This is a genomic window from Catenibacterium sp. UBA627 (genome assembly GCF_002299355.1).
GTDB lineage: Bacteria > Bacillota_I > Bacilli_A > Erysipelotrichales > Coprobacillaceae > Catenibacterium > Catenibacterium mitsuoka.
This window is the reverse complement of the sequence record NZ_DBPF01000152.1, coordinates 1-16,214: the sequence shown is the minus strand read 5'-3', so window position 1 is coordinate 16,214 and position 16,214 is coordinate 1. Positions and strand designations below refer to the sequence as shown.

The following is a 16,214-nucleotide window of genomic DNA, read 5'->3' as shown; positions in this document are numbered from 1 at the left end:
AAGGAGGAATGAATGTATGCCATGTACGACATTACTAGTAGGTAAGAATGCATCTTATGATGGTTCTACCTTAATCGCAAGAAATGATGATTCACAATCTACAAGATTTACACCAAAGAAACTTGCAGTGATTCATCCAGAACAACAAAAAAGAGAATATGAAACAGTATTATCTCATTTAAAGATTCAATTACCTGATAATCCAATGAGATATACTGCAATGCCAAATGCCTTAAAAGGTGAAGGTATCTGGGCAGCAAGTGGAATTAATGAAGCAGAAGTCGCAATGACAGCGACAGAAACAATTACTTCTAACCCTCGTGTATTAGGGGCTGATCCACTTGTAGAATATGATGAAGAAACAAATACACCAGGCGGTATTGGTGAAGAAGATATTGTCTATCTTGTATTACCTTATATTCATAGTGCAAGAGAAGGTGTATTAAGACTTGGTTCACTACTAGAAAAGTATGGAACATATGAAATGAACGGAATTGCCTTCTCTGATCATGATGAAATCTGGTGGTTAGAAACTATTGGTGGTCATCATTGGATTGCAAGAAGAGTACCTGATGATGCTTATGTTGTAATGCCTAACCAGTTAGGTATTGATACATTTGATTTAAAGGATGCTTTTACTGCTCAAGAAAATCATTTATGTAGTGATGATTTAAAGGAATTTATTGAAAAGAATCATTTATGTTTAAATCTAGATGATTCATTTAATGCACGCTATGCATTTGGTTCACATGATGATTCAGATCATGTCTATAACACACCACGTGATTGGTTTATTAGACGTTATTTAAATCCACGTACTTATAAATGGGATGGAGAAAATGCAGACTTTACACCGTTTTCTGATGATATTCCTTGGACTATGGTACCTGAAAGAAAGATTACTGTTGAAGATGTAAAATACGCATTATCAACTCATTTCCAGAATACGCCTTATGATCCATATATTACGCGTGGAGATTTATCCAATAAAGGTGCATTACGTCCTGTAGGAATCAATAGAAACGACTTCTTATCTGTATTACAGGTAAGACAGGGACAGGAACCTATTGAATGGTTTACATTTGGTTCAAATGTATTTAATACACTTGTTCCATTGTATATTCATATTGATACTGTGCCTGAATACTACAGCAATACAACTGCTGAAGTATCTACTGATAACTTCTATTGGGCCAATAGACTTATAGGAGCTATGGCTGATGCATGTGATAAACAGTCAGCCATCCATATTGAACGTTATCAAAGAGTGGTACAGTCTCATTCACATCATATTATTCATACATATGATGAACTAATTGAAAAAGAAACAGATGAAGCAAGAAAAACAGAATTAAGACATGAAGCCAATCAAAAGGCAGCTGATATGTTGAAGAAGGAAACTTCAAAAACATTACATCTTGTCTTAGATGAATTAAGCTTTACTATGAAGAATAAATTTGCCCGTTCTGATGCATAAGAAAAGAAGCCTCGGCTTCTTTTTTTAGTTATTTGAGGCTGAACACTTTTCAGCATCTATTGCAAGTACAACAAGTAATGCATATAGTGCATCCTGGCTATTATGTACATCAATGACATAGACATCTGTAAAATGAAATAGTTCTTTTGATATAGTCGCAATTTCATGATAAGAATCGCTTATAGTGTAATTCCAGTTCATAAAATCTCCATCAATAGACCAGTCGTTAAATTCTAGGACATATTTAGGAAATAAGAAACTGAGTTTCTTCTGGAATGAACCGATATAATGATCATCTATGTAGATACTAAATCTTGGCATGAATGTCAATATTTCTTCTTTAATGGTTGCTAGACAATGACCTGATGGGTCATATACATCTAATTTATGACCCCATGAAAGACGACTGCTTACTGTATAGACAACCTGATCATATTCATCATAGATATCATAACTATCCATCAAACTAAAGATCTTTTGTTTTAATATAAGTTTCATATATTTCATCCTCTCTAGAATATAATTATATCATTTTCTTTATTTTTAATACCATAAACTAGATAATCATTCCAATCTTTATGCCTATAAGGATAGGCTACATCTATTTTGATATAGGGATAGTTCTTATTTAAAATATCAACGATTGTATGAACTGCCCATCTTCCTGCTTGATCATTGTCTAATCTTAATAGGACTCTTTCTATTGGTTGATGTTCTAGATGATAAAAGAGTGCACGATAATGAGAGACAGAATTCAATGATAGATAATCATAATTATTTAAATCGTTAGTTAAAGTCATTAGAGACATCATATCAATAATAGATTCAGTCACAATTAACTGCGACGTGTTATGCGATATATAAAAACAATGGTTATAATCATTCCCTGCCTGCTCACGCATATAACGATTATTTATCACGCTTCCCCTTTTACTTATGAATACTGGTTGACTTCCTTTATAAGATACAAAGACAAGATTATGATGCACTGATTCCTGATAGAGATAATCATGATTAATAAAGTAATCAATAATATCGAGACTAATGCCTCTTTCATATAAATAGTAATAGACCTTCTTATTATTAATGTCTTTACGTGGTAAAACAAGTTTTCTCTCTTGTCTTTTAATCTTTTTAAATTCATGATGAGGATTCTTATACATTCTCATTTCCAGATAAAGAATCGTATAGATAAAAGAATGAAATTCTGGACTCTTTTCTAAACCCAATGTCTGGCATAACGTAATCGTGTCTCCCCCAAATCCTTTTGAATACCAATAGAATCTATTGATATTTACTCTGATTTTTAATGAATCATGTTCCTCAAGATGATAGTAATTAGAACTCTCATAAACAAGAGTAAAGCCTAAATCTTCTATAAGAGAAAGCATACTATATTTCTTCACACGTTCTATACGACTTTTTTTCATTAAGTGATCCTCCTCTATATAATATATTCCATATAATTTAGGAGAAATCACAAAAAAAACAGTGGAATATCCACTGTTCACATCAAACTGCTGATAAATACGAATATGACCGCAATAGGTAATATAATTGTAAGATAACCCTGCATCCAGTTATGAATCTTAGGACCATCCCCCATATTGGCTTCTGTTTGATAATTCTTGAATCCCCACCCTAGGCGAGATGTACAGAATAATAAATAAACAAGAGAACCAAGTGGTAAGAGAAGATTACTTACGATAAAGTCTTCTAGATCTAATATTGTTGAACCACTGCCAAGAGGCTGCAAGAAGTCAAGGACATTAAATCCTAAGGCACATGGTAATGAGAATACAGTAATAAGAATCAAGTTAATGATTACTGATTTCTTTCTTGTGATGTTCCATAGTTCCATTGTACAGGCAATAATGTTTTCAAATACTGCAATGACTGTAGATAATGATGCGAAAGCCATAAATATGAAGAATAGAGCACCCCAGATTCTACCTCCTGTCATTGATAAAAAGACATTAGGCAAAGTAATAAAAATCAGACTAGGACCGCTGTCAGGATTTACTCCAAATGAGAAACATGCTGGAAAGATAATAAGACCTGCCACAATAGCAACAAATGTATCCAACACCGCAACATTCACTGCTTCCCCTAAAAGAGTTTTATCTTTCTTTAAATAACTACCGAATATTGCCATTGAACCAATACCGATACTTAAAGTAAAGAAAGACTGGTTCATTGCCGCTACGATCACATTTAATAAGCCAATATGTTTGATTTTATTAAAGTCTGGATATAAATAGAATTTAACACCTGTCATCGCATTATCAAGTGTTAAACCATGTACTGCAAGAACTACAATGAGTACAAGTAAGCCAATCATCATGACTTTTGTAATTCTTTCTACACCGTTCTGTAAACCCATTGAACATACTAACATACCAATAACAACAACTAATACCATCCAGAATACATTCTGAGATGGACTAGATAATACATTCTGGAAAACGGATGCAACCTGAGATGTTTTGACTCCTGTAAATCCACCAGTCAAGAACTTATAGAAATAGTTCAACATCCATCCTGATACTGTAGTATAGTAAATCATTAAACAGAAATTACCTAATAATCCAATATAACCATGTAAATGCCATTTCTGTCCTGGCTTTTCTAAAGCCTGATAAGCTTTAACTGGACTTTTTGCACTTGCACGTCCGACAGAGAATTCCATGCTTAGAATTGGAACACCAATAAGAAGCAAGAAAATCAAATAGAAGAAGACAAAGATTCCTCCACCATTTTGTCCTACAACATAAGGGAATCTCCATACATTTCCAATACCAATAGCACATCCTGCAGAAAGAAGCAGGAAGCCTATCCTTGATTTAAATTGTTCACGTTCTTTCATAATTTCACCCTTCTTTTAAACATACCGCCTTATAATAACATATACAAAAAAATATGCCTTTTTATTTTAATATATATAATTTGTGCAATTATTCCTACCACCGTACCTGATACAATCCCAAGTAATATCAGATATGGAAGATAATAGATAAAGGCAGAGGTAGAAAAGAAGACAAAGGCAACTAGTAACTGCCCTATATTATGAGATACACCTCCTACTATAGAGACAACGATATTTGAGAAGAGATGTGTCTTTACCATCGATGCCATAATACTAATAGAAAGAAATCCTCCAACTAAGCTATAAAGCATCATATAAGGATTTGTGAATGTGATTCCTATAATAAAGATACGAAGCAATGCGACACCCAATGCATATTTAAATCCAAAGCATAAAAGAATTGTCAAAGACACAATATTAGCTAAGCCAAGTTTTGCGCCAGGGATTCCCAAATAAATAGGAAACAACATTTCTATATAATTCAATATGATGGATATAGTACAGAATATTGCAAGAAAGCATAATTGTCTGACTTTAGTATGCTTGATCATCTTGTTGTTTTTCATCTCCTGACACCACCTCTACAATGAGTTTATGAGGAAGACAGATGATACTCTGCCCCTTTTTATTAATTGTCCCCTGCTTGATACATAAATGATCTGGACAGGTGGCTGAAATCATTCTTATTTTATGATTTTCTATTTTTAATATATTCTCTTTATTAATATGTATTGTTTGATTTTTATTTAGATCATAATAGCCATAAACTTCTTTGTTTAAAGTAATTTTAATCATATTACTCTTAGACTGAGGACGAAGAAGAAAACCAGCAGCAACTATAATTAATAAAATAGCCAATACATAAATATCATATTTTCTGTTTTTCATTATTTACTCCTTGTATAATAGAATAAGGAGGTGCTTTATGAATAGAATATTTTCACTTATCCTATGTTTTTCTTTACTTAGTGGCTGTAAGCCTAATAATGAACCCATTACTCAGAAAGAGTTCTGTTTAGATACCATTGTCTCTATTACTTTATATGATTCATCTTCAAAAAAGATTCTAAATAAGTGCTTTGATTTATGTAAGAAATATGAGCTACTTTTCTCTACAACGAACACAAATAGTGAACTCTATCAAATTAATCATAATAAGAATAAGACCCAATATCAAACTATTTCTAACGAACTCGCCTCTGTTATTAAACAGGGACTTTATTATAGTGAGTTATCAAAAGGCACTTTTGATATTACGATTGGTGCTGTTAGTTCTTTGTGGGATTTCAAGAGTGATAAAGCAACTTTACCTAATGAAACTCTCTTAAAAGAAAGTCTTAAAACAGTCAACTATCAAAATATTATCTGTGATCACAAAAGAATACTCTATAAGAATCCTGATACAATGATAGATTTAGGTGCAATAGCAAAAGGATATATTGCAGATAAACTCAAAGAGTATTTAATCCAACATAAAGTCAATAATGCCTTGATTAATCTTGGCGGTAATATCCTATGTGTCGGAGATAAGATGACAGAAGGATATCGTATTGGAATCACCAATCCTCAAAAAACAGATGAATCTATTATAAGTACTAAGATAGAAGATAAATCAGTTGTGACAAGTGGTATTTATCAAAGACAGATGAAACTCTACCATCATGTTTATCATCATATTTTAAACCCTCGTACGGGTTATAGTTATGATAACGGACTTGCTTCTGTCACTATTATATCCCCTTCTTCAATGCAGGGTGATGCATTAAGTACTGTATGTTTCTCACTTGGATTAGAAAAAGGCAAAGCACTCATTGAGTCACTAGACGATGTAGAAGCATGCTTTATTGATACAAATAACCAAATCACTTATACAAAAAACTTCAATCACTCTTAAAAAAACCCAATAAAGGGATTTTTTTATTGGATGACTTTTCTAGAACATTTTTCTACACATGCCCCACAATTTGTACACTTAGAATAATCTATATGTGCTAAGAAATCATCGACGGTAATTGCTCCATTTGGACATACCTTTGTACATAAACGACAACCAATACAACCTGATTGACAGCTTTTAGTGACAACTGGTCCCTTATCATGAGAATTACATTGAACACGATGTATTGCATCATAAGGTACCATTTCAATCAGATGATTAGGACATGCTTCCATACATTTCTGACATCCTTTACATTTTTCCTTATCTACAACAGCTACACCATCTACAATATGGATTGCATCAAAATCACAAGCCTGCACACAACTTCCTAAACCAATACAGCCTGAAACACACATCTTACCACCTTTACCTGGCACTAATGCAGCACTTAAACAATCTTTAATACCTGAATAATCAGATATAGGTGTGACTTTATCACAAGTTCCTTTACATTTCACAAAGGCTGTATAACGTGTACTTGCCTGTGCAACCTGTCCTAGAATAGAAGCAATCTTTGCACCTACTTCATTGCCTCCTACAGGGCATTGATTACTAGGTGCTTCTCCTTTTGCAATCGCATGAGCTAAACCATCACATCCTGGATAACCACAGGCACCACAGTTATTACCTGGAAGAATAGATCTGATTTTCTGCTCTTTTTCATCTACAACAACCTTAAACTTCTCACTCGCAATACCAAGAACTATTCCAATAAATAGTCCAATCAAACCAACAAGGAGAGTCGCAATCATAATTGACTTCATATTCATTCTCCCCCTTTAAATCAAGCCTGAAAAGCCAATAAAGGCAATGGCCATCAAACCTGCAGTAATCAATACAATAGGAGACCCTTTGAAGCTATGAGGAATATCATTATCTTCTATTCTTTCTCTAATTCCTGCAAGAATAATAATAGATATAGTGAAGCCTGCAGCTGTTCCAAAACCAGCGACAACACTTGTGATGAAATTATAATGATTCTGTACATTCGTCAAAGCCACACCAAGTACGGCACAGTTTGTTGTAATCAGTGGTAAATAAACACCTAGAGACTGATACAGCCCTTGTGAATATTTCTTTAAGAATAATTCTACTAATTGGACAAGTGCTGCAATAATAAGAATAAACGCAATTGTTTCTAGATATTCTACATGGAATTTCACTAATAATCGATAAAGAAGTGAGGTGACAGCTGAGGCAATCGTAATAACGAATATTACGGCACCTCCCATACCTGCTGCTGTTTCTATTTTCTTAGAAACACCTAAGAATGGACATAAGCCTAAGAATTGAGATAAAACAACATTATTGACTAATGAGACACTAATTAAAGTTAAAAGTAATGTTTTCATCATTTCTGCGCCTCCTTCTTGTATTCTTCAAAGCAAGTAATACCATGACAATGTGTGCAATCTCCGCCACATTCTAGTGTAGACGAATGTTCAATGTTGGTTGCGCTTGGTAGTTTTAATTTATTTTGTATCGCGGTTAACATAGATAAGACAAAGAATGCCCCTGGAGCCATGATAAAAATAGAAATAGGTTCATAGGCTTTTGGCATGATTGTATAACCAAAAGCAGTACCAGCACCTAAAAGTTCTCTCACGAGTCCAATACAAGTAAGGGCTAAAGTAAATCCTAAACCCATACCTACACCATCTAATATAGAAAGAATAGGATTATTCTTAGATGCAAATGCTTCTGCACGACCTAGAATAATACAGTTAACCACAATAAGAGGAATATAAATACCTAATGTATCATATAAAGATGGAAGATTTGCCTGTAATAGGAGCTGTACAACTGTCACAAGAGTTGCCACGATGACTATATAAGCTGGAATTCTAACACGTTCAGGAATAATCTTACGTAATGCGGAAATCACAAAGTTACTCATAATAAGTACAGCCATTGTCGTGAGTCCCATACCCATCCCACTCATAGCTGAAGTTGTGACAGCAAGAGTTGGACACATACCTAACATTAAGACAAATGTAGGATTTTCTTTAATAATGCCATTATAGACTGGCTTGATATATTTATTCATGTTGTCCATCACCTTTCAACAGATCATAGAAATCAAGCGCACCATTGACACCATTTGTGACAGCTTTAGAAGTGATAGTGGCACTAGAAAGAGAATCAATTTCATTATCTTTCTCTTTACCTGTTTTAGTAATGACAAATGAATCCACCTTCTTATTCAAATATTGTAATCTAAAAGATTCATTCTTCGCGTTCATACCAAGCCCCACTGTTTCATTAATAGATAAGATTTCTACACCTTTAATCTGTTTATTTAAATCAATTCCAATAATAAGTTCTATTTCACCACCAAAGCCATCTTTATCAGTTACCTGGATAACATAGCCTTGTAGTTTATTATCTTTATAAGCCCCTAAAGCATTAGTGATTTCAATACCATTTTTACCATAATCTTTTGTAAGAAGCTTTGGACTCTGTTGAATGAGTTTGCTGTAATCTGCCTTGAAATCATCTGCTTCACTCATAACCTGCTTATAGGCAAGAAGCTTTGTTTCTTCCTGTTTTGCGGCTATTTTATCTTTTGTAGAATTATAAACAAAACCAAGGAGACATCCAGATACAATAGTAATGATAAATAAGATGCATGTATCCTTGACGATTCTCTTTATATTCATGATACCACCGCCTTCTTTGTTTTATAGAGAAGTGTATATTTCTCAATAAGAGGTACAACAAGATTTCCTAGAATAATCGCATAAGAAACACCTTCTGTGGTTGTCCCAAAGAATCTAAATAAACCAGTGAGTATTCCTATTAAAATACCAAAAATAATCTGGCCTTCAAAATTAATAGGTGTTGTCACATAATCAGTGGCCATAAAGAAGCAGCCAAGCATTAAGCCTCCACCACATAACTGGCATGCGAGATAATAGAAATCAAAACGGAATGGTGAAAAAATAAGAGTAAAGAGTGAGAAAGAAAGAAGATAAGCCACTGGTATAGTTGGTTTAATGACTCTCTTTACTAACATATAAGCGCCACCTAGTAAAATCATCAGAGTGGATGTTTCACCAATAGTCCCTGCTGTTGTACCGATAAATAAACGGAACAAGTCATAATGAGATCTCGTTTCAAGAATTGCGAGTGGCGTTGCAGTAGTGACACCATCAAAGACGAAATTTGTCATTCGACCAGTAAATGAAATAAGCAAGAAACAGCGTGCTGCCAAGGCAGGATTCATAAAATTCTGTCCTAGTCCACCATATAACTGTTTTACGATTATAATCGCAAATAGAGCACCAATGATTGGTATCCATAAAGGAACAGTGGATGGAAGATTTAATGCAAGAATGAGTCCTGTTACAATCGCAGAACAATCCTTGATTGTAATAGGCTTCTTCATAAAGTATTCAAATAGATATTCAGATAATACACAACTAAGTACTGATACAACGACTATAAGTGCTGCATTTAACTTAAATTGATAAATACCATAAAGTGTTGCAGGCATCAATGCGATAATGACATCAATCATAATACGTGTTGTATCTGTTTGATCACGTACATGAGGTGATGATGATGTATGTAATAGTTTATTCATAACATTCCCCTACTTTCTTTTAAGAGATGCAACAGTTGACTTACATTTTCTAATAGCCTGCGTCATATTTCTTTTTGCAGGACATACATAACTGCAGCATCCACATTCTATACATTCCATACCATTCAGTTGTATGAATGTATTGATATCATTCTTCAAAGAAGCCTGATAAAGCTTTTGAGGAATAAGATGACCTGGACAGGCATCTATACAGCGTCCACATCTAATACAAGCAGTAGGCGTATTTAATGCCACTTCATCATGAGTAAAAGCAAGAATAGAACTGCTTGTCTTTACGGCAGGAATATGAAGAGAAATAAGTGAACTACCCATCATTGGACCTCCACTGATGATTTTCTCTACATTCTCTTTCAAACCACCACGTGATTCAACAATAAACTGGAAATCAGTTCCTACAGGAACCTCTACATTACAAGGTATATTTACTCCATCTCCTGTAAGAGTCATGACTGTAGAAATTAAAGGACGATCATATTTAATCGCATCTCTAAGCGCAAGAACTGTGGCCACATTATCTACAATACAACCCACATCAAGAGGAAGCATCTTTGAATTGAGTCTTCTTCCAGTCAATGCTTCTATCAACATTCTTTCTCCACCCTGTGGATATTTGGTCTTCAATACTTTAACGCTTATTCTTTCTTCATGTGCGCATAGTTTTTCTAATGTATGAATCGCTTCTTTCTTATTATCTTCGATTCCAATATAGCCTACAGCATGAGGATAAAGAGTTAACATGATCTTTAATCCTTCAATCAGTTCTTTAGATCTTTCAAGCATCAAACGATAGTCAGATGTAAGATAAGGCTCACACTCAGCTCCATTCACAATAACATATTCTATTTTTTCTGGTTCTCTTACATTGAGCTTCACATGTGTTGGAAACCCTGCCCCACCTAGGCCAACTACACCTGCATTTTTTACTTTTTCTATCTTTTCTTCAAAAGTAAGTGTATCAATATTATTTTCATGTGCCTCATAATCCGATGTATAATTTCCATCATTTTCTATAACGACTGCATCCTGATAATGACCTGATGCATCCTGTCTTTTTTCAATACGTTTCACTATTCCTGACACAGAAGAAATAATATTTGCGGAAACATAACCACCCGCCTGAGCAATCAATGTACCTACATGTACTTCATCTTTAACCTTTACTACAGGAATACTTGGTGCACCAATATGCTGTTTCATTAAAAAAACAACCTCCTGGCTGGCTTCTAATTTTTCTATTTGTTTATCTTTCGTATATTCTTTTCCATCATAGGGATGAACGCCACCTCTAAAAGTAATCATATTTCAAATCTCCTTTAATACTATTTTAGGACGATATGAGAAAAAATGAAAGCCTTTACATTAAGTTAATTTATTCACTAAACGTTTATAAATTCACATAAAAAAAGACCATGCATTAAGCATGGTCGAAGCAAGTATTAGTCTAAATCAGCACCGTTAGATTCAAATACTTTCTTGATATAATTATAAGATTTCTTTGGAATACGTTTCATATCTCTTAAATCTTTATTTGTTCTATTAACATAAACAAATCCATAACGCTTATCCATATTACACATACTAGCTAGGATATCAATTGGTCCCCAAGTAATATAACCTAAGCAGTCTACACCATCTTCAAACATTGCGTTTTCCATTTCACGGATATGGTCTCTATGATAGTTGATACGATAATCATCTTCGATTGTACGACCTTCAGCAAGCATTTTATCTACTTCTTCCTGAGTCATATCTTCACGCCATCCAATACCGTTTTCAAGTACGAATACTGGTAAACCTGTTCTATGATGTAAATCATTTAAAGTCCATCTAAATCCAACTGGATCGATTTCCCAATGCCATTCATTGGCTTCACAATGAGGATTCTGGATCTGCTGTTCATTCACACAGTCACAAGCTGGTCTTTCATAATCAAAGACACCAGTCTTCACTGTATTAGAACGATAATAAGAGAATGCGATATAGTCTACAGTATATTTTAATAGTTCTTCATCGCCTTCTTCAAATGTAGGCATCCATCCACGATTTTCTAAGTAAGCATTCCAGTAATCAGGATATTTACCCTGAGCAAATGTATCAACAAGATAACCATTTAATAAATTATAAGCCTGAGTTGCGAATAAATTATTTTCCGGGCTGTTGTCATATGCATAAATATTAGTGATTGCACCCATACCACAGAACTTAGCATCTGGCTGCATTTCTCTTAAAGCACGTACTGCTTTACAATGAGCCATCATAACATTGTGATTTACCTGGTATAAATGTTTAGGAAGACTTACACCTTCAGGAATTTCTTCAGCGTTAGAAACTCTTAACATCATTGAATGAAGGTTCTGTTCATTGAATGACATCCAATGTTTCACTCTATCACCGAATCTTTCAATACAAACTTTTGCATATCTTTCAAAACAGTCTACAACATATCTTGAAGCAAAACCATTGTAGTTCTTTACAAGATGATAAGGCATATCGAAATGTACTAAAGTGATCATTGGTTCAATGCCTGCAGCAAGTAGCTTATCAATTAAATCACTGTAGAACTTTACACCTTCTTCGTTTACTGGTTCATCTAATGTACCATTAGGAATGATACGGCTCCAGCAGATTGAGAAACGATAGAAGTTGAATCCCATACCTTTCATTAAAGCAATATCTTCATCATAACGAGTGTATTCATCAATTGCATCATTCCAGTCAGAGAATTCAGGGTTCATAGGTCTTACGTCATAGATACAAACACCCTTTCCACCTTCGTTTCTGTGTCCTTCAGTCTGGAATGATGATACTGAACCACCCCAGTAAAAATCTTTTGGCATTTTTCTTTCCATTTTATGTGTCTCCTTTATCTTATGAACTCATTTTATCAATCACACCTCATATATGTAAACTGTTTCAAGGTTGATTATTATGACGTTTCATAAAAGATGTAAAAAGAGGACAATTAATGAAACTCCGTTTCATTAATTCAAAAGAAGATACTTGAGATAGTTTTTAATATCCTGTCTTTTGGCTTCTATCTGAAGATAGATATAATCATCACGATAGTCAATCTGTTCCACATAGGTATGCTCATAGAGATATTTGAAATCTTCCCCCTTATCATAAGGAATACCTAATTGGAAAGTTTCATAATCCTTAAAGAGGATATGACTTATTTCATCTTCTAACAAATCTAAACCAATCTTTTCCTTCGCAGATATAAAAACATAAGGAGTTACAGGATGTACATAACCATACTTATTTAAATCGACCTTGTTGTACACATAGATCATAGGTGTATTTTCAACACCTAATTCTTCTAATACCTTATTGGTTGTATCAACCTGTAATTGATAATCTTCAAAACTTGAATCAACAACATGGAGTAATAAATCTGCTTCTTTCACTTCTTCTAAAGTGGAACGAAATGCCTGAATCAGATTGTGTGGTAAACGTTCAATAAAACCAACTGTATCAGTAAGCAAACATGTATGATTCTTAATCTTTATATTTCTAGTAGAAGTCTGTAATGTTGCAAACAACATATCCTTCTCAAATACTTTTTTCTCTTTATTTTGACATAAGGTATTGAGTAAAGTAGACTTCCCACTATTTGTATAACCTACTAAGGCAATTACAGGGACATTATTACGTTTACGTCTTTCTCTTTGTGTTTGTCTTTGTTTTACAATCTGTGCGAGTTCTTTTCTAGAACGGGACAACTTTATAGAGATAATACGACGATCTAACTCAATCTGTTTTTCACCAGATCCTCTAAACCCAGAACCACCTTGCTGATGTGACATATGTTCCTGCATTCCTGCAAGTCTTGGTAATAAATATTGGTCTCTGGCTATTTCTACCTGTAATTTTGCTTCTTTTGTCTGTGCACGCTGTTCAAATATACGAAGAATTAAATCTGTACGATCTGTTACTTCTGTTTGTAATTGGTCAGTAAGGTTCTTTACCTGTAATGGAGATAGTTCATCATCAAAGATAACCATTTCTCCATCTAATCTTAATCTGATTTCTTCTATTTTACCTTTACCAATATACGTGGCAGGATTAATTTTTTCTAATTTCTGAGTAACAACATCTTCTACTTCAATATCACATGCAATACATAATGATTTGAGTTCATCTACGTAGAAGGGATTGTCCGATGTTATAACTAATATAGCTTTATTCATATAATAAAAGAAGAATTCCTTTCTTTAAACTTTTACTCATTATAACATGAGTTTTAGAAAAGAATTCTTTTAATGTTTATAAACCGTCAGTATATTTATTTAGTGAGGAGAAGAACGATATATTAATAGTCATAGCTATCAATGGTTGTTTACAAGCTTACCTTATGGATATCTCAAGTTATAATGATTAACTTCTGGTTCTATATTACAAAGGAGGATTTCTGCTCCCTCTCATTTAATTATTTAGGTAATACTACAAACATATAGTTTTCATCACCCATATCAAGTCTGTAATAATAATCACCTACCTGATTAGGACCATCCATTGAATCCGCAAGTAATGAAAGCCATTCTGTTGAAGAATGATCTTCTTCTGATAGAGTTCTCAACAAAACAATGGACCATAAATAGAAATCAGTTTTTTCTACACTTGTATCAGAACGACATGCAATTGTCTCTAGTTAGTGATTATCTAGAGAATACAATAACATATACTGAATATCTGTTGTGATTCCATTATCTTTGATATCATACACAATACCTAGATTTCCACTTGAACAAAGTATAGAATGAATCGATACATCATATTTTGAAGAATAAGAGTCTTGCATTTTCTTATTTACTTCAGCCGGATTTTTTTATAAACCCCTTCTGTATGAAAATCACTTTAGATAACTTAAAACAATTATTCATTAAACAGTTATAATTTACATTGACAAAAAAAGACACCAATTTTGTGGATGTTTAAATCCTTAAGTTGATGTCTTTGAACTCTTTTTGATTCAATTATTCTCCAAAATATCTATCTAATAAACCTTTTAATGCCTTACCATGTCTTGCTTCATCTCTTGCCATTTCATGAACTGTATCATGAATTGCATCTAAGTTGTTCTTTTTAGCACATGTAGCAAGTTCAACTTTACCTGCAGTTGCACCAAATTCACAGTCTACACGCCAAGCTAAGTTATCCTTAGTAGTTGCTTTCATATTTGGTTCTAAGTCTTCACCTAACATTTCAGCAAACTTAGCAGCATGTTCTGCTTCTTCATAAGCTGCTTTTTCCCAATATAAACCAATTTCAGGATAACCTTCTCTATGTGCGATTCTAGCCATACATAAGTACATACCAACTTCTGAACATTCACCTTCAAAGTTTGCTTTTAACTGATTAAAGATATATTTTTTATCTTCATCACTGATATCAGGATTATTTTTTACAGTCTTAGCATAAATACCATATTCATGTTCAGCAGCTAATTTCATTTCACCTTTTACTTCTTCAAACTGATCACCGCTTACATGACATACTGGGCATTCAGCTGGTGCTGCATCTCCTTCATAAACATATCCACACACTTTACATCTAAATTTTGCCATATTCTTTTCTCCTTTTTAATTCCTTATTAGGAATGATTACTATTTAAGTATAACATATAATTCTATAATGTCAATGGATTTGACTTTTCATTGTAAACAAAATCTGATTCCAATGTGATAATGTCTCAATGTATCCAAGTTGATAATGTCCCAATTGGGACATTATCAACTTGCCGTGTTAAACTATAGCCTCCGAGGGAGGTTATTATGAGAAAGGTTGAATTGAGAATGAATGAGCAGAATAAGTATGAAATAATCAAGAAACTTGTAGAAACAAATGGAAATAAGAAGAGAGCAGCTACTAGACTTGGCTGTACTGTAAGAACTATCAATAGACTTATCATTAAATATAAGGAACAGGGAAAGAAGGGTTTCGTGCATGGCAACCGTGGAAGACTGCCTGCTTCTGCAGTTCCTTTGGACATGAAGAATAAGATCATCTCCCTTTATATCAATGATTTCTCTGATGCAAACTTCACTCACTTCTGTGAAATTGTAGAAAGTGACTTCGGTATAAAGATAAGTGATACTACTCTCAACAGCTGGATGAGAGCTGAGGATGTGCTCTCTCCAAAGGCCAGAAGAAAAACAAAGAAAGCATTGAAGAAAAAACTTAAGGACAGAATGAATGACACTGCTTCTGAAAAGGTTAGGAATGAGATAAAGGAATCAATCAATATACTTGATTAACAGGATGCACATCCAAGACGTCCTAGATCAAAGTATGAGGGTGATATGATACAGATGGATGCATCATC

18 protein-coding genes are annotated in these 16,214 nt (G+C 33.8%); 3 read left to right on the top strand and 15 right to left on the bottom strand.

All coding sequences use genetic code 11. The features are described 5' to 3' along the window. Positions 1-16 precede the first annotated feature (16 nt). A complete protein-coding gene (locus tag B2S90_RS10280; RefSeq protein ID WP_278861282.1) occupies positions 17-1,477 on the top strand; it encodes a C69 family dipeptidase in 1,461 nt (486 codons plus the stop codon). 24 nt (positions 1,478-1,501) lie between these two features. Here B2S90_RS10280 and B2S90_RS10275 read toward each other — a convergent pair whose 3' ends face one another. From B2S90_RS10275 to B2S90_RS10255, 5 genes are all read right to left on the bottom strand, one after another. Then, entirely contained in the window at positions 1,502-1,975 is a 474-nt protein-coding gene (locus B2S90_RS10275) for an LURP-one-related/scramblase family protein (protein ID WP_055289541.1), read from the bottom strand. Positions 1,976-1,989: 14 nt separating this feature from the next. Further along, positions 1,990-2,907: a toprim domain-containing protein gene (locus tag B2S90_RS10270; protein ID WP_278861280.1), complete on the bottom strand. Its 918-nt coding sequence runs from the start codon at positions 2,905-2,907 to the stop codon at positions 1,990-1,992. Positions 2,908-2,984: 77 nt separating this feature from the next. Beyond that, complete coding sequence (locus B2S90_RS10265) at positions 2,985-4,343, bottom strand: sodium-dependent transporter (RefSeq protein WP_278778661.1); 1,359 nt, start codon at positions 4,341-4,343, stop codon at positions 2,985-2,987. A 29-nt stretch (positions 4,344-4,372) separates the two neighbouring features. Further along, entirely contained in the window at positions 4,373-4,909 is a 537-nt protein-coding gene (locus B2S90_RS10260; protein WP_286697012.1) for a Gx transporter family protein, read from the bottom strand. Continuing rightward, a complete protein-coding gene (locus B2S90_RS10255; RefSeq protein WP_286697011.1) occupies positions 4,878-5,231 on the bottom strand; it encodes a NusG domain II-containing protein in 354 nt (117 codons plus the stop codon). The genes B2S90_RS10260 and B2S90_RS10255 overlap by 32 nt, the downstream gene beginning before the upstream one ends. A gap of 37 nt (positions 5,232-5,268) precedes the next feature. Between B2S90_RS10255 and B2S90_RS10250 the strand changes: the two genes are divergently transcribed. Continuing rightward, on the top strand, positions 5,269-6,237 hold the full coding sequence (locus tag B2S90_RS10250; protein ID WP_278778664.1) for an FAD:protein FMN transferase: 969 nt from the start codon (positions 5,269-5,271) through the stop codon (positions 6,235-6,237). Between the two features lie 23 nt (positions 6,238-6,260). Here B2S90_RS10250 and B2S90_RS10245 read toward each other — a convergent pair whose 3' ends face one another. From B2S90_RS10245 to B2S90_RS10200, 10 genes are all read right to left on the bottom strand, one after another. Next, the gene (locus B2S90_RS10245; RefSeq protein ID WP_286697010.1) at positions 6,261-7,046 is read right to left on the bottom strand and encodes an RnfABCDGE type electron transport complex subunit B; all 786 of its coding nucleotides are present in this window, start codon (positions 7,044-7,046) and stop codon (positions 6,261-6,263) included. A 15-nt stretch (positions 7,047-7,061) separates the two neighbouring features. Continuing rightward, entirely contained in the window at positions 7,062-7,634 is a 573-nt protein-coding gene (locus tag B2S90_RS10240) for an electron transport complex protein RnfA (protein ID WP_279079275.1), read from the bottom strand. Further along, positions 7,634-8,329 carry an electron transport complex subunit RsxE gene (rsxE, locus tag B2S90_RS10235; protein ID WP_055233453.1) on the bottom strand — a complete coding sequence of 232 codons (696 nt, stop codon included), beginning with the start codon at positions 8,327-8,329 and terminating at the stop codon, positions 7,634-7,636. Before rsxE ends, B2S90_RS10240 begins: the two co-directional genes overlap by 1 nt. Further along, positions 8,322-8,942: an RnfABCDGE type electron transport complex subunit G gene (locus B2S90_RS10230; RefSeq protein ID WP_286697009.1), complete on the bottom strand. Its 621-nt coding sequence runs from the start codon at positions 8,940-8,942 to the stop codon at positions 8,322-8,324. Before B2S90_RS10230 ends, rsxE begins: the two co-directional genes overlap by 8 nt. Continuing rightward, positions 8,939-9,868: an RnfABCDGE type electron transport complex subunit D gene (locus tag B2S90_RS10225; protein ID WP_055233452.1), complete on the bottom strand. Its 930-nt coding sequence runs from the start codon at positions 9,866-9,868 to the stop codon at positions 8,939-8,941. The genes B2S90_RS10230 and B2S90_RS10225 overlap by 4 nt, the downstream gene beginning before the upstream one ends. A gap of 9 nt (positions 9,869-9,877) precedes the next feature. Then, positions 9,878-11,188 carry an electron transport complex subunit RsxC gene (gene rsxC, locus B2S90_RS10220; protein ID WP_286697008.1) on the bottom strand — a complete coding sequence of 437 codons (1,311 nt, stop codon included), beginning with the start codon at positions 11,186-11,188 and terminating at the stop codon, positions 9,878-9,880. A gap of 137 nt (positions 11,189-11,325) precedes the next feature. Next, a complete protein-coding gene (locus B2S90_RS10215; RefSeq protein WP_055233450.1) occupies positions 11,326-12,738 on the bottom strand; it encodes a glycoside hydrolase family 1 protein in 1,413 nt (470 codons plus the stop codon). A gap of 132 nt (positions 12,739-12,870) precedes the next feature. Next, on the bottom strand, positions 12,871-14,079 hold the full coding sequence (gene hflX, locus B2S90_RS10210) for a GTPase HflX (RefSeq protein ID WP_286697007.1): 1,209 nt from the start codon (positions 14,077-14,079) through the stop codon (positions 12,871-12,873). A 239-nt stretch (positions 14,080-14,318) separates the two neighbouring features. Then, entirely contained in the window at positions 14,319-14,471 is a 153-nt protein-coding gene (locus B2S90_RS10205; protein ID WP_278778675.1) for a hypothetical protein, read from the bottom strand. A 394-nt stretch (positions 14,472-14,865) separates the two neighbouring features. Next, the gene (locus B2S90_RS10200) at positions 14,866-15,456 is read right to left on the bottom strand and encodes a rubredoxin-like domain-containing protein (RefSeq protein WP_279079261.1); all 591 of its coding nucleotides are present in this window, start codon (positions 15,454-15,456) and stop codon (positions 14,866-14,868) included. 207 nt (positions 15,457-15,663) lie between these two features. Between B2S90_RS10200 and B2S90_RS10195 the strand changes: the two genes are divergently transcribed. Next, positions 15,664-16,146, top strand: coding sequence for a helix-turn-helix domain-containing protein (locus B2S90_RS10195; RefSeq protein WP_286697006.1), 483 nt, complete (start codon positions 15,664-15,666; stop codon positions 16,144-16,146). Positions 16,147-16,214 lie beyond the last annotated feature (68 nt).